General features: G+C 48.1%; 10 protein-coding genes. 4 read left to right on the forward strand and 6 right to left on the reverse strand.

Going from position 1 to position 15,361, the window contains the following annotated elements; translation table 11 throughout:
* Positions 1–278 precede the first annotated feature (278 nt).
* Positions 279–3,368 (forward strand): glycoside hydrolase family 2 TIM barrel-domain containing protein, encoded by a 3,090-nt coding sequence (locus BN102_RS05895; protein WP_019208184.1) that lies wholly within the window; start codon positions 279–281, stop codon positions 3,366–3,368.
* 286 nt (positions 3,369–3,654) lie between these two features.
* Here BN102_RS05895 and BN102_RS05900 read toward each other — a convergent pair whose 3' ends face one another.
* The 5 genes from BN102_RS05900 to BN102_RS05920 form a co-directional block, all read right to left on the reverse strand.
* On the reverse strand, positions 3,655–4,359 hold the full coding sequence (locus tag BN102_RS05900) for a peroxiredoxin (protein WP_019208185.1): 705 nt from the start codon (positions 4,357–4,359) through the stop codon (positions 3,655–3,657).
* A 156-nt stretch (positions 4,360–4,515) separates the two neighbouring features.
* Positions 4,516–6,189, reverse strand: a complete 1,674-nt coding sequence (locus BN102_RS05905; RefSeq protein ID WP_019208186.1) for a DUF6850 family outer membrane beta-barrel protein — start codon at positions 6,187–6,189, stop codon at positions 4,516–4,518.
* Positions 6,190–6,191: 2 nt separating this feature from the next.
* On the reverse strand, positions 6,192–9,032 hold the full coding sequence (locus tag BN102_RS05910; RefSeq protein ID WP_245545335.1) for a TonB-dependent receptor: 2,841 nt from the start codon (positions 9,030–9,032) through the stop codon (positions 6,192–6,194).
* A 40-nt stretch (positions 9,033–9,072) separates the two neighbouring features.
* Positions 9,073–10,344, reverse strand: coding sequence for a DUF4876 domain-containing protein (locus tag BN102_RS05915; protein ID WP_021311573.1), 1,272 nt, complete (start codon positions 10,342–10,344; stop codon positions 9,073–9,075).
* A 26-nt stretch (positions 10,345–10,370) separates the two neighbouring features.
* Positions 10,371–10,916 (reverse strand): OB-fold nucleic acid binding domain-containing protein, encoded by a 546-nt coding sequence (locus BN102_RS05920; protein WP_019208189.1) that lies wholly within the window; start codon positions 10,914–10,916, stop codon positions 10,371–10,373.
* 496 nt (positions 10,917–11,412) lie between these two features.
* On the opposite strand from BN102_RS05920, the gene BN102_RS05925 reads away from it, so the two are divergent.
* From BN102_RS05925 to BN102_RS05935, 3 genes are all read left to right on the forward strand, one after another.
* Entirely contained in the window at positions 11,413–12,195 is a 783-nt protein-coding gene (locus BN102_RS05925) for a patatin-like phospholipase family protein (protein ID WP_019208190.1), read from the forward strand.
* On the forward strand, positions 12,161–13,924 hold the full coding sequence (locus BN102_RS05930; RefSeq protein ID WP_245545337.1) for an alpha-amylase family glycosyl hydrolase: 1,764 nt from the start codon (positions 12,161–12,163) through the stop codon (positions 13,922–13,924). The genes BN102_RS05925 and BN102_RS05930 overlap by 35 nt, the downstream gene beginning before the upstream one ends.
* Positions 13,925–14,322: 398 nt before the next feature.
* Entirely contained in the window at positions 14,323–14,757 is a 435-nt protein-coding gene (locus BN102_RS05935; RefSeq protein ID WP_035456120.1) for an Hsp20/alpha crystallin family protein, read from the forward strand.
* Between the two features lie 319 nt (positions 14,758–15,076).
* Here the strand turns inward: BN102_RS05935 and BN102_RS11060 are convergent.
* Positions 15,077–15,361 (reverse strand): hypothetical protein (locus BN102_RS11060; protein WP_036787378.1); only part of this gene is annotated, 285 nt, incomplete at its 5' end.

A 15,361-nucleotide genomic window follows, 5' to 3' on the forward strand; every position in this document is an offset into this window, starting at 1 on the left:
CGCCAACCAATATCACCTCTATCATCCGGACAATTAATAAAGATGAAGCATTGCATAGAAACTATAAAACACTTCAAGACAAGATAACCGACAGAACCTCGAAATCCGACTGATTTTATATATTTAAATCGTTTTACTGTTTTTCAGCAAATTGGACAAATATGGAGAAATCGAGCATAACACTCCTCCTTTCCAAACATTTATTTTATTTATTCCGATTCTGTCGATTTTTCGCGAGTTCTTTTTATCTTTGTCAAAATTACTAATTATTCATCTTTATGAAAAGACAAATTACGACCGGACTATTCGCTTTGGGAGCTCTGGTAATAAACGCTCAGTCAAACGAATGGCTTAACCCGGAGATAAATGCGGTAAACCGTTATCCGATGCATGCAAATTATTTTGCATACGAGAATGCTAAAGCTGCAACTCAAGGAATAAAAGAAAAGTCCTCCAATTTTATGACATTGAATGGGCAGTGGAACTTTCATTGGGTGAAAAACGCAGACCAGCGTCCGTTGGATTTCTGGAAAACAGACTTCAACGACAAAGGTTGGGACAAGATGGAAGTTCCTGCCGTATGGGAATTAAACGGCTACGGCGACCCTGTTTACGTAAACATAGGATACGCGTGGAAAAACGTTTATAAACCGAATCCTCCGCAGGTTCCTACGGAAAACAACCACGTCGGATCTTATCGGAGAACAATAGTCGTCCCTGCCTCATGGAGCGGGAAGGATATTATCGCGCATTTTGGCTCGGTGACTTCCAACATGTACCTGTGGGTAAACGGGAAATACGTAGGCTACAGCGAAGACAGCAAATTAGAAGCCGAATTCGATTTAACTTCGTATTTGAAGCCCGGGCAAAAGAATCTGATCGCCTTCCAGGTGTTCCGCTGGTGCGACGGGACGTACTTGGAAGATCAGGACTTCTTCCGCTTTAGCGGCGTGGGGCGCGACTGCTACCTGTACGCCCGCAATAAGAAACGCATCGAAGACATCCGTGTCACTCCCGACTTGGACTCACAGTACCGAAACGGTACATTGACTGTCAAAATGAATCTGAAAGGTTCTGGAACCGTCGATTTAAAACTCACCGATGCTGCAGGAAAAGAAGTTGCTAGCGCTTCTACCCAAACGAATACGGCCGTCATCCGTTTAGAGACCCCCAACAAATGGTCAGCCGAGACACCTTATTTATATACGCTGACAGCAACCCTGAGAGAGTCGGGAGAAGTGATTCCTGTGAACGTAGGATTCCGCAAGATAGAACTGGTGAAAGATCAGATATTGATAAACGGCAAAGCCGTCCTCTTTAAGGGAGCCGACCGTCATGAACTGGATCCTGACGGCGGTTACGTCCTATCCAAAGAACGTATGATTCAGGACATACAGCTCATGAAGCGCTTCAATCTGAATAGCGTGCGCACCTGCCACTACCCCGACGATAATCGGTGGTACGATTTATGCGATCAATACGGCATCTACATGGTTGCCGAGGCCAATTTGGAATCTCACGGCATGGGATATGACGAGCGTACGCTGGCCAAAGACAAATCTTACGCCAAAGCGCACATGGAACGCAATCAACGGAACGTACAGCGTAATTTCAACCACCCGGCCATCATCTTCTGGTCGTTAGGAAACGAGGCCGGCGACGGACCGAACTTCGAAGCCGCCTACAAATGGGTGAAGAACGAAGATCCGAGCCGCGCTTGCCAATACGAACAGGCGAGAGAAAACGATCACACCGACATCTTCTGCCCGATGTATTACAATTACGAAAGGACGGAAGCCTACGGAAAACGAACGGACACGACCAAGCCGTTGATTCAATGCGAATATGCGCATGCGATGGGCAACTCGGAAGGTGGATTCAAAGAATATTGGGACCTGTTCCGGAAATATGACAATCTGCAAGGCGGATTTATATGGGATTTCGTCGACCAGTCCGTGCGCTGGAAAAACAAGAAGGGCGTAACCATTTACGGTTATGCAGGCGACTTCAATCGCTTCGAAAGCGAAGACCAGAATTTCTGCGACAACGGCCTTGTCAGTCCCGACCGCGTTCCCAATCCGCACATGTACGAAGTGGGATACTTTTACCAGAATATCTGGACGACGCCGGTCGACATGGAAAAAGGACAAATCAATGTCTACAACGAGAATTTCTTCCGCGACCTGTCCGCCTACTACCTGGAATGGACCCTGCTGCACAACGGCGAGGCAATGAAAAGCGGGAGGATCGAACATTTAGACGTCGCTCCCCATGAAACGAAAATCTATACGTTGGATTACGGTGCAACCTGCCAACACTGCGAATGGCTGTTGAACATATCTTACAAACTGAAAAATCGTGAGGGATTACTGCCCGCCGGGCATGTCGTAGCGAAGGACCAGCTGACCGTCAATCCCTATCAGGCGAAGGCCTTGACCATCAAGAACAAAGAGATGAACAACGCGGCCGTGGTAGAACCCGTCTTAAAAGATAACGACGGAAACTACCTGATTGTCGAGGGTGACAACTTTACGGCGGAATTCAACCGGCACAACGGATATCTGATCCGCTATGCGGCCCACGGACAGGAGATGATTGAGGAAGGGGCGGCCTTGACGCCGAACTTCTGGCGCGCACCCACGGATAACGACATGGGAGCCAACCTGCAAGTGAAATATGCCAGCTGGAAGAATCCGGACATCCGACTGACCTCGTTCAAAGCGCAAAGAGAGAACGGACTGATCGTGATCCGTGCCGATTACGACATGGCGAAAGTGTCGGCCAAGTTAGCTCTGACCTACGTCATCAATAATGCCGGACAAATCAAGGTGACCCAAAAGATGACCGCGGACAAGTCGGCCGACGTATCCGACTTCTTCCGCTTCGGCATGCAGCTCGCCATGCCCGTAAACTTCGAAACGATCGAATACTACGGACGAGGCCCGATAGAAAACTACAGCGATCGTCATTACAACACTGACCTCGGCATCTACCGCCAGAGCGTCGACGAACAGTTCTACCCCTACATCCGCCCGCAGGAGAATGGCACGAAGACTGATATCCGCTGGTGGAAACTATTGGTATCAGGAGGAAAAGGCTTGCAGGTGACGGCTGAAGAACCGTTCTCTGCATCCGCCTTACATTATACGATAGAATCGCTGGACGACGGATGGAGCAAGCACAACTCGCATTCCGAAACGGTAAAGAAAGCAGACCTCACCAACCTGCTGATCGATAAGGTGCAAATGGGACTGGGCTGCATAACCAGTTGGGGGACGCTGCCGTTGGAGAAATACCTGTTGCACTACGGCGACTATGAATTTACGTTCATGCTCTCGCCGGTGCAGCACGCTATCCCGATAGAGTAAATCTGATTCGAATCAATGCCCTCGACCTCTCGTGGCCTCGGCGAAGGAGAGGCTTCGTCGAGGCCCGAAAGCGAAATCAGACGCCGACAAACCTTATTCCCGGATCCTCGGACACTCTGCAACAGCTCCCCCACAAAGGGCGGCAGCTTTAAAAAGCAACTACTTCCGCCTTGAACCAAACGAGCAGTTCTTGAGAGAAGAGGGGATTGTGCCACAACGTTCGTTTTGTCACAATCCCCTCTAACTTTGCTTTTGAGTCTCGACAATCAGACTCATTTACCTTCGTCTATTTACCCAACTTGCTCTCTACTTCTGCTTTCGAGATCTGTTTTGTACAGAAGAACCAATCGTAACAATGCAATTCTTTATCGACGCCTTCCATGCGTTCCTTAGCCACGCCACACGAACCTGCGGGAGGAACGATGACCTCGTCGCCCGGACGCCAATCCGCCGGAAGCGCTACGCCGAAGTTATCGACCGTCTGCAAACCGATCAGTACTCGTTTGATCTCATCGAAATTACGTCCCAGAGACAGCGGATAATACAAGATGGTACGGATCTTATCTTCCGGATCGATAAAGAAGACGGCGCGTACGGCCGACGTCGTACTCTCACCCGGCTGAATCATACCGTAAAGTTTGGCCACATTCATGGTCACATCTACCACTAACGGGAATTGTATTTCTACGTTTTTCTTTCCTTTCCAATCGATTTTCTCTTTGATGGTACGCAACCATGCGATATGACTGTGAAGTCCGTCGACCGAAAGCCCTACCAACTGGCAATTCAACTCTTCGAATTCCTTCGCCATCGTCCCGAAAGTCATAAACTCAGAGGTACACACGGGCGTAAAGTCAGCTGGATGGCTGAACAGGATTTTCCACTTGCCTTTAAAATCATCGGGGAAGTTGATCGTTCCCTGCGTAGTAACCGCGGTGAACTGAGGCGCTGCATCGCCTATGCGAGGCATTACATTTACTTGATTTTCCATAACTTCATTTTTTTATTGTGAATACTATGTCTTTATTTCGTAGGGCAAAGATAAGCACAAGTCCAATACCTGTCAAGACGAAATTTCTATCTTCGCATTGATAAAATCAATCGATATCAGAGACTGCCGATCGAAACGAGAGCGACTATCAGTCGGTCAGAAAACCAAAAAGAGCGAAGCGCTCCCCCAATACTCGTCGTGCCGATCGGGAGCGGTAGAAATCATAGGTGCCGAAGACGTGAAACCCACCCGCTGCGTGTATACGGCATTCGCATTGCGCTTCCCGTCCGTCCACATGAAATGCAAAGAGGCCCCGACGCCATACGAACCGATGTGCCGCATACAGCTCGCAGTCAGAGCAAGGGTCGAGAAAGCAGCATCGTAATAAGCATATGGAGCGAAAGCATGTTGAAAGTCGAGATGGTCGATCGACTGATTGCGCATCGTCACCTCATACGTACTGCCGAGACGTAATTGCCGCCCGTACCACAGCCCCCATTCCCATTCGGTGCGACGCGAATCCAACCGATAATTCAGACGCGCATGAGGGAAAGCAGTCTTGTTCTCGATGCGATAACCCTCGCCGGCGTATTTTTCTTCACGCATAAAAAGCGACGTCCCTCCGCTGACGCTCAGCGTATGCCTCTTATCCAATCGATAGCGCAAACGGAGCCGAAAAAGCCCCTCGGAACTGCCGAGCGAGTAATGCTGCTGCGTATCGATCAGGCGGAAGTCATAGATATTGTTCGCTTCGTCGGCTAAATATTCTTCAAAAATATGCTCATAACCTTTACGACGACTGATATCGGCATCGGCAAACAGAGATAGGGTCAACGAGGAGGTCGCACGCCAATCGAAGCGAAGGTAAGGCGTAAACCGATAAGTTTTCGACAAATATAAATCCTGAATATCCGACTCTTCCGCCCTCATGCGGTCATAGCAAAGGCCTGTGCCGGCACGGAGCATAAGACGACGGCGAAGAGGAGATCGGTAATCGATGCGCGTATTCAGCTCGCTGACATAGTACATCCGCGAATAACCGAAGAAGACACCGCTCTTGCGGAAGTCGTACAAACCGAAGCCGTAAGCCACGAAGAAACGATCCTGCTGGCCGGGACGCCAGTAGCGCAGCGAGACATGCTGTTTATTCCGTCCCGCCCCGCCTTGCCACATCACAAGATGATCGTTGAACGAACGGGCGATTCCGATGGCAGTGCGCAACCACGTCGTATTGTTCAGCGCACGCGGATCCGTCTTCCGCCAGGCCTGTTCGCCGTAGAACGAAGCGTCGATCCCCAATCGCCAATCGGCTATCCGGAAAGCATAGCCTCCTTCCACCCGATAATCTTCATAGTGGAAATCGCCACCGACAGAATCCGTCGAGACATAGGGCAGATACCGTTGCGGCTGTCGAGCGGACGACCAACCGATACGGTCGTGACGCCCTCGCGCATACTGCGCAGAACCAAAAAGCGTACCGGCAGAAGAAAACGTATATTCCCCCGCTCCGAAAAGACGCACATCGCGCGAAGCGTCGCCTTCGTACGGAAGGAAATCTCCCTTGGAACGCCCTTGTGCCAACGTCGTACAGACGATGGAACGATAACGCAGAGAGTTGCACAGACTATCGGTCTGCGCTACTTGGTAGTACGCCGGATTCGTGTAAAGCTGCCGAAGCAGATACACATCCATCGTCGTAGCGACCTTGTCGTAGCGCATCTCGCCCGGAGAGAGCGGTTGCCTGTACCTTTCCGTCAATAACGAAGTCTGGGCGCTTACGGTCTCCGTAAGGAGGTACAGAACAAGATATAAGGATAATGGTTTTATCATGATCAGAGATTGAAATTGAAGAATAACTCCACGCCGAAATAGGGATCCGTCCATTCGCGCTCGGTAGTCCGGCCGCCGGAAATATATTTCGGATGAATATCGAGTATTCCGTTCACGAAGAAAGAAAGATTCGCATAGCGGTTGAATTCCTTCGTAGCCTTGATATTCCAGAGCAAAGATATCGGCTTGGAGTCGCGCGCATAGTTGATGGGAAGGATGGTCCGCTTCAAGTGCCTGAAAATCATATCCTGCGATTGGATGAGCGCTGCCTCCTTCGCTTCCACCCGATGCATTTGTCCCTGCAGATCCAAGTAAGCATAGGGCAATTTTTGGCGCGTGTCCTTATACTGCGAAGTAGAGAGCCAGATCAATTGAACGAAGTTCGTGAAAATCAACTTGAACTTCGGAATATGCGTATTGAACCATATATTCGTATTCAGCCGACGATACTCGTTTTGCGGATCGGTATCGTAAAGCCCCACATACGGATAGACATGATTGCCGAGCTTCGTATTAGGATAATAGTATTCCGGCAGAGAAGAGCCGTAATTCGTGCGATAATAGGCGCCGTTCAATTCGATGGTCGTCGCAAGCGGTTCGATTTTCGGGAAAATCAAGCGATACTCGATGCCTCGCTTAACGGTTTTACGACTGTTCATCACGCGCGAGGCCTTGGTAAACAGGCTGTAGCTCTCTTGGACATAATCCTCTTTCTGAGGAATATGATCGCCGATATTGACTCCGGGTTTAACCGTAGTGTAGAGATCGTACGTCAACGGATAATAATGGGTGAAATATTGGAATCCGGTCGTCGTCTTTTCATAGAAAAGCGTTACGGAGAAGTCGAAGCCCCGATAACTGAGATCCCAACCGATTTCCGCCTTGCGATTCCGATTCTCGCGAATGTCGCGATTAGCTACATCGAACACATTCGTATACGTAATCAGACGACGATATTTTTCATCATTGCTATAGGCATTGAGCATATAAAAATCCTTATAGAGCTTTTCCGGATAGAGGTAATCCAGCGTCGGCAGCCGATTCTCCTCCCCATACCCCGCCCGAATCGTATTCCGGAGCGCCTTTCCGAAAATGAACGACGCATTGATGCGCGGTTCCATCAATACTTTCCCTGAAAGGGCATAACTTTTATCGAGGTTGAACATCCGCGTAGCGCGCCCTCCCAAGGCGATCTTGAGCATTCGGTCTTCGTGCATGGCGTAAAGCAATTCGGCCTGCAGATAGGCCGCACCGATGGAAAGTGCCGGAATAACTTTATTTTTACGCGGACGCATGTAACTGTTGTCATAGGGAAACGGCGGGCGGGTCTCGTCCTCCACGATAGCCCCCTCTCCATAATTCTTCGAGCGGCGATATTCAAGCCCGTACTGCAGGTGGAGGCTGAAAGGCATAGAGAATTGGAACCGTGTGACGGCATGCAACTGCGAAAAGATATTGAGCGGAATATTATCGATATGGAAATCGCTGTAATATTTGCCCGGAAGGTACAATCCTTCGTGTTCGCCCGCCTCTCTGGCCAAGGGCACGTTCAAGGGGCCGCTCGATGAAAGTACCATTTTATGACGGGTGATCTTATCGAAAACGAGGTCGGAAGAGAACGTAAATTCAAGCTTGTCCAACAGCCGTCTGTCAACGTTCAGATTGCTCTTCAAGAGCAAAGCCGTCTTCGAATAGTTAGCTTTGTAAGTCTCGTCATATTCATAAGTCAGTTCGTCTTTTTTCATCTTATTGGCAGTGAGAGTCTGACTGAGCTTGGCATCCAAATCGAGTCGGTAATCGCCTAATCGAAGCTGATTGTTGTAGTAAGCTTGGGCGGTAATACGCGAAAATTTATCCATCTCCTCTCGAACATCGTCGATCGAAGAGAGATAATCCGCTCCGAGATACAAAGTACCGGCATGTTCGGAGAGTTTGAAACCTTTTCCGACATAGACGAGTTTATTCTTCAGATCCGCTTTGACACGGACACGCAACGGGGTAATGCCAAACTTCGAATGGATTTGAATCATACCGCTGGAAAGATTACCGTAACGCGCCGTAGAGATACCGCGCGTAAATTCGACGCTTTGGATATGATCGGTCGAAATATACCGCATATCGATTCCCTGATTCATGCCCGTACGACGTTGTATCTCCGTATCACGGCCGTATTCGATGGAGTTACCGGTAACGCCGACAAGCTGGGTGCGCATACCGTCGTCAGAGATCGGTGCACCATCGGTCATTACGGCGATTCCCAACGAGGTGTTAGCGTCGGTACCTACCTGCCGAGAGCCAATCTGGCTGAAAGTACTCATACGGTTTTCTTTATAGATATTTCCCGGCAACAGGAGCAAGACATCGGCCAACGACGTGGGCTGGATATATTCGATAGCCGTCTCGTTGACCACCAACTTGTCGTGCTTGGTACGCGTAGCCATCACCTCTACTCCCGGCAAAGCGATGCTGGAAACAGTTATCCGAATAACGATCTCCACATCCTTATATACATTGACTGCCTGATCATGAGGTTTGAATCCGAGACAATTGACCTGAATCCGTCGTTCGCCCGAAGGAACTTTGGTCAAGACGAAACGTCCGTCGATATCGCATACCGTTCGAATATTCAATTCATCGATGCCGACGACGGCAAAACTCGCCGGCTGTCCATCCGTTACCGAGACGACCGTCCCCCGTATCATATATGTTTTCTTACGATCGTTGTCCATTCCATGCAGACAGAACGGAAGAAAAGAAAACAGCAAGATGAATAGGTATCGCATCCGAACCATGGCATTCAGTATTATAAGCAATCGAGAAGGATCGTCGTACAAGTCTGTCATCCTTCCCGATTTGCTATAGAAACAACTACGTATTTACCTGTTATTTATTGCGCCAACCTTTCGGCCAAGCGTGCTGACCTTTCTGCATCACCATATCTTCCGACGAGTTATTCGTATCCTTATAGAAAATACGGTTACCCACTTTTACCTGGCGACGGATCGCCAACTCCTGCCGATGGCATCCGTTGACGAGAAACTTTCCGCGATCGACCGATTCGGGAATCACTCGCGTCTTTACATCCTGAGGCACATCGCTCGTTTGCACGCCGTCGATAATCCGATCGGTAGCCACGCTGAGAATCTGCACTTCCACTATTTCTTCGGGTGTCGTAGCGGTCTTGGGAATAAGCGTTTTCGACTCAGAAGTATTCTCTTTCAAGAATTTATTCACAGTTTCCTGCTTCCCGTTTTCCAACTTGAACATCAACGGTGAAATATAACCGCGCGGATGCATGAAGAATCCGTAGGATGCTTTCGTCATAAAGTCGACCAACAGCATATTGGGTACTTCCGGGTTATCCACGTCCTTTTCCTCCGGGCCGTAATAAATCTCGAAGTCCGCACCCGTCAGATCCACAGCATGGTCGTATCCGGTCACGCTCGAATGGTCGATGGCCGTAAAGGCGACCACGAATTTATCGCCCGGAGCTACCGGATGATCCTTTCCGTTGCCGGGAACGGTTACGAAACCGCCGATCGGCACGCGATCAGGATAGTAGGAATCGTACCACATCTGTTTGTTCTGGAAGCATATCTGTTGCGTCACCGCTACCGAAAGGCCGTCGGCATAAAGCGTGTCTTCCGTAGCGTTGAACACGACAAAGTACTGATCGGGATGCATCATACGCCCCGAGTTGGTCTCTCCGTTAAAAAAGATCTCGCTGAAGATGAAATTCTTTCCCAAAGCATCTGCCGCAGCTACGCTCAACTTACCCTTAATCTCTTGGTCCGTCGCATTGACGGAGACATTCTCCATGCGTGAAGAGATCACGATAGAGTCAGCCCCGGCCGCATTCTTAATCTTTTCTTCAATGGCAATGTTATAAGTGCCCTTATTCAGAGAAACCGTCCCGATGCCTGCACTATTGATGACACAGTGAGTCGTATCCTGATTGCGAATTTCCGTAAATACGGCCACCAATTTTTCCATCATCTGAGCATCGACCGTACCTTCGATCGCCGGGACAGCTATAAATTTTACTTGAACTTTCTTCTCTTCTTGCTGGTCGGGGTCGTTTTTATCATCTTTACATGACACAAACCCTATGCACCCTAATGCAAAGAGCATTAAACACGATACAATCTTCTTCATACTCAACTCCTTTTCCTTTTTATAAATTATTTAATCATATCATAGTGTAAGCCATCTACATAATAAACGGGATAGTAATCTTTCCCGTTATCGGCCATCCACTGCTTCATCTGCTTTACATTGTTCATAATGTGTTCGCAGCTTTCCATGTCGGCGCAATCTTCCTTCGCCATCTCCGCTTCAGTTTCGGCTTCTTGCTTTTCGATCGCTTCTTTCTGGATACGATGTTCTTTGACGAGGCCTTTTACTTTAATGCTTTTGCCGATCAGTTCCGGTTTGAATGCCGTGAAATCACCTCCGGCAAATACCTGTATGGATTTGTTCTTATCCATGCCTGTGAGGAAACACTTGCGCCCGGCATTATGGCATACATGCGTGACGGTTCCGCTGATCTCCACCTCTTTATTCAGGAGAAACATACCGTCCGTCAGCACCGCCTCGGGAGTACACGACTTCAGATCCACCACGGACGCTTTCTTACCCTCAACCGTTGCATTTTCTTGAGCAATCGCCGCCTTGGGAGCAGCCAAAAGAGCCGCCGCCAATACGAAGAATAAAAAAAATCTATTCATGTGATATAAGTTTAATGATAATAAATAATATGACAGAAATACAAGAAACTGAAATACAAGAATTGTTCTTTCACCTTTTCCTATTTCGATGCAAAAGTAGAATGCCTTGCAGAAGTACGCAATACCCATTAATAGTGAAAAACTTTATCGAAAACGATAAAAAGGTTAACCATTAATGGCGAGTACCGTATTCGCCTCTTCGGACAGACGGGGGTACGAAGTTTCCGTTCATATCGCTCCCTGCGATGTAGCAGACGCATTTCCAGCCTGCAATCGATCCCATCGACCAATAAGAATCGGAAATCAGGCCGATACGATATAACTAAAGGATGGTAGCTATAAATGTATCCCGCAATTCGATCAGAGCAAGACATTGCGGGAGAGGGCCGCCTCCCTTCTTCAAAAGTTTCCGGAAAATTCAAAACGATGCGACGAACCCTTCGTTTTTTACCGCAATTTGTCGTACATTTGGCTTTGCACTCAAAATGAGAAACAAATGAACTCTTTTCGTTATAAAATGGGGTATGCGCTCAGCGGAGGCTTTATAAAAGGCTTTGCTCATTTCGGCATGATACAGTCGTTAATGGAACACGACATACGCCCGGACATCATCTCCGGGACAAGCGCCGGCGCACTGGTCGGCGCCATCCTTGCCGACGGAAGGGAACCTTACGAGGCATTAGCGTTCTTCGACAACCAATCTTTCGGCGACTTTACCTCCATTTCTTTAAATCGCGGCGGGTTGTTGGATCTCAAAAATTTCAAGAAATTTCTTCGCAGTATCATCCGGGCGAAAAACATAGAGGATTTAAAGATTCCGCTGATTATCACGGCAACCGATCTGGATCATGGTCTCAGTATGCACTTTAAAACAGGAGATATCGCCGAGCGAGTGGCAGCATCGTGCTGTATGCCCATCCTCTTTACTCCCATTAACATAGACGGCGTCCATTACGTAGACGGCGGCGTACTTATGAATCTTCCGGTTTCTACTTTGAAAACCGATTGCGAGAAAATCATAGCTTTAAGCGTCAGCCGGCTCATAGCCGACGAATACAACATGAACGTGGCCTCCATTGCCATACGTTCGTACAACTTTATTTATCAGGCAAATTCTTTACCCCAGAAAGCGAATGCCGATTTAGTGATCGAGCCTTATGGGTTGGAAAAATTCAGTAATAACGAATTGGAGAAGGCGGATGAAATATTTAAGATAGGATATGACAAAGCAAACGAGATATTAGATGAACTCATTGAAGATAAAGGCTCAATCATCTGAACGTACGAAGATGGTAAACCAGAAAGAAAAGATGGTGATCTACGCGGTCCTTCCCCGCCTGTTCGGAAACGGAAATATCGGACGCGTCGTGAACGGTTCAATCACAGAGAACGGATGCGGCAAGATGGCCGATTTCGACGGGAAAGCCTTACAGGAAATTAAACATTTGGGAGCTACGCATATTTGGTACATTGGGCTGATCGAACATGCCACTCAGACGAATTACTCACAATACGGCATTCCTGCGGATCATCCGGCCATCGTGAAAGGCAAGGCCGGATCACCTTATGCCATAAAAGATTACTACGACATCGATCCCGACCTGGCCAAGGCGGTCCCCGACAGGATGAAAGAATTCCGGCATTTAGTCGACAGAACGCATAAAGCCGGTCTGAAAATGATCATCGATTTTATTCCCAATCACGTTGCCCGCCAATACCATTCGAATGCCAAACCCCAGGGAGTGATCGATCTGGGAGAAAGAGACGATACCTCGAAAGCATTCAATCCGTCGAACAATTTCTATTACATACCAGGCAAAAAACTCCAAGGGAGCATCGATTTGCATGACGGCGCCATCAAACCTTACGAGGAATTTCCGGCAAAGGCTACGGGAAACGACCGCTTCGACGCATTCCTAAATATTGCCGACTGGTACGAAACCGTAAAGCTCAACTACGGCGTGGACTATCTGAACGAACATTCGAAACATTTCTGCCCCATCCCCGACACCTGGAACAAGATGCGGGACATCCTTCGATTCTGGGCGGCAAAAGGCATCGACGGCTTCCGCTGCGATATGGCAGAAATGGTTCCCGTCGAGTTCTGGCACTGGGCAATCCCTCAAATCAAGGAGAAATATCCCGAACTCATCTTCATTGCGGAAATCTATAACCCGGGAGCATACAGAAACTATTTGTTCAACGGAAAGTTCGATTATTTGTACGATAAAGCCGGACTATACGATTCGCTGCGGGCCATTACTTGCGGAAGAGAATCTTGTACGGTTCTGACAAGTCGTTGGCAAAGCCTGAACGGCATACAAAGCCAAATGCTGAACTTCCTGGAGAATCACGACGAACAACGCCTCGCCTCCGATTTCTTTGCAGGCAATGGGCACAACGGTATTCCGGCAATGATCATTTCAGCTACCATGAATACGAATCCCGTGATGATCTATTTCGGCCAAGAACTGGGGGAGCGAGGTATGGATACCGAAGGCTTCAGCGGCAGAGACGGCAGAACCTCGATTTTCGACTACTGGACAGTCGATACCATCTTCCGATGGAGAAATAACGGACGCTTTACCGACGAATATCTGAATAAAAAGGAAATAGAACTTCGTCAATTCTACAAGCGCTTATTAACGATGTGCAATCGGGAAAAAGCCATTCGGGAAGGCGAATTCTTCGACCTCACCTATGCCAATATAGAGGGATGGACATTCAATGAACACAAACAATTCGCATACCTCCGAAAAAAAGATAACGATTTGCTTCTCATCGTCGTAAACTTCGAAGACTATCCGGTTCATATCGCAGTGAATCTGCCCCAGCACGCTTTCGATTATTTAGGGATCCCTCCCATAACCGACCGTCCGGCAAAAGAGTTATTGTCCGAAACGACCGGGCGTCTATCCCTCCTGCCGGATAAAGCCACCAAGCTTACGCTGGACAGAAAGAGCGGGAAAATATGGAAAATCGGATTGGAATCTCTTAAAAACAATTAAAGAGCGAGAGGTTTTAAGGACATATTCATAAAGAATGTTATATCCGAGCTGTTTTTTCATCGAACCGCTTGACAATTTCGAAAATAGCACTAACTTCGTCACATGTTTTTCATAGTATTAGATTTAAGGTTAACAAAGGTTGGAGTACAGCGGTACTCCTTTTTTTATGCCCCTGTGCCTCCGCTGCCCCGTCATACCGCCGGTTAAAAAGACAAATTGACAGCTTACGCTTACATTTTGGCAGGCGCAACGTCTTTTTTTCTTCATTTTTCCTGATACAAATCACCTTTTATTCATTGGTATATCATTTGCAATAGATCGAGTGGGCTTCGGAACTCAAAAGAGTGAAGAAGCTCGAAATAAGTGAAACGATATAAAAATAGGAGGATAAAATTATGATGACACCGAGTAGAAGATTTAATGAAAACTGGTTGCCGACATTTTTCGATGACTTTTTCGACAATGAGTGGATGGTGAGATCGAAGGCTGCAGCGCCGGCCATGAACGTGATGGAGAACGAGAACGACTACAAAGTCGAGATAGCTGCTCCGGGAATGAAAAAGGAGGATGTCAACATCCATCTGGATCAGGACCACAACCTGGTTGTTTCCATGGAAAAGAAAACCGAGAACAAGGAGGACGATAAGAAACATAGCCGTTACTTGCGTTGCGAGTTCTCATACTCCAAGTTCCAGCAAACGTTGGTACTGCCCGATAATGTGGACAAGGAAAAGATCCATGCAGCTGTCAACGACGGCGTGCTGACCATCGAACTGCCGAAACTGAAACCGGAGGATAAGATCAAAACCGTGAAGGTGATCGAAGTGAAGTGAAAGAACTAACGGCCAAACGAGTGGGACAATCGAAAAGGTTGTCCCGCTTTTTTACGTCTATATCCGAGTAATCAATAAAACAATAAAACCGGATTCTGTTTATCGCCCACATCATGGAGGGTCTGCCTTACTCCTTATCCACCTCATTCAACTGCTCATCCGCATACTCCACGATGGAATAAGGCTGCCAAACAAAGGCGACCGATTCGAAAAAAATGAGTTTTTTTCTGATCGAACTTATGAACGGAAAAGCCCTCAGCCACATAATAGAAACCCTCGCGAGCAAGATATCAATAAAAGAAACGGGAATAAGATTTTTTCATACTGTCACCATTCCATGATACGGCAAATGCAACAAGTATTTCAAGTTCAAACGATCGGACGAAGTTAGTAATCCGCAGTCGAATTCATATCGTAAACAAGGAGGGATACCTTCCGTTCGTTTCCGAAACATGGCCTGCCCGCAATGCGTCGCGCTGCGCAGCCGGAGAAGGTGACCTGCCCGCGATGCGTCGTGCTGCGCGACCGAAGAAGGTGCCCTGCCCGCGATGCGTCGTGCTGCGCAGCCGAAGAAGGTGACCTGCCCGCGATGCGTCGTGCTGCG

This window comes from Phocaeicola abscessus CCUG 55929, assembly GCF_000312445.1.
In the GTDB taxonomy this organism is placed as follows: domain Bacteria; phylum Bacteroidota; class Bacteroidia; order Bacteroidales; family Bacteroidaceae; genus Phocaeicola; species Phocaeicola abscessus.

Excerpts from the sequence above, each read along its gene's own strand:
- BN102_RS05895 (WP_019208184.1), top strand. The coding sequence starts at position 279 with ATGAAAAGACAAATTACGACCGGACTATTCGCTTTGGGAGCTCTGGTA.
- BN102_RS05900 (WP_019208185.1), bottom strand. The coding sequence starts at position 4,359 with ATGGAAAATCAAGTAAATGTAATGCCTCGCATAGGCGATGCAGCGCCT.
- BN102_RS05905 (WP_019208186.1), bottom strand. The coding sequence starts at position 6,189 with ATGATAAAACCATTATCCTTATATCTTGTTCTGTACCTCCTTACGGAG.
- BN102_RS05910 (WP_245545335.1), bottom strand. The coding sequence starts at position 9,032 with ATGACAGACTTGTACGACGATCCTTCTCGATTGCTTATAATACTGAAT.
- BN102_RS05915 (WP_021311573.1), bottom strand. The coding sequence starts at position 10,344 with ATGAAGAAGATTGTATCGTGTTTAATGCTCTTTGCATTAGGGTGCATA.
- BN102_RS05920 (WP_019208189.1), bottom strand. The coding sequence starts at position 10,916 with ATGAATAGATTTTTTTTATTCTTCGTATTGGCGGCGGCTCTTTTGGCT.
- BN102_RS05925 (WP_019208190.1), top strand. The coding sequence starts at position 11,413 with ATGAACTCTTTTCGTTATAAAATGGGGTATGCGCTCAGCGGAGGCTTT.
- BN102_RS05930 (WP_245545337.1), top strand. The coding sequence starts at position 12,161 with ATGAACTCATTGAAGATAAAGGCTCAATCATCTGAACGTACGAAGATG.
- BN102_RS05935 (WP_035456120.1), top strand. The coding sequence starts at position 14,323 with ATGACACCGAGTAGAAGATTTAATGAAAACTGGTTGCCGACATTTTTC.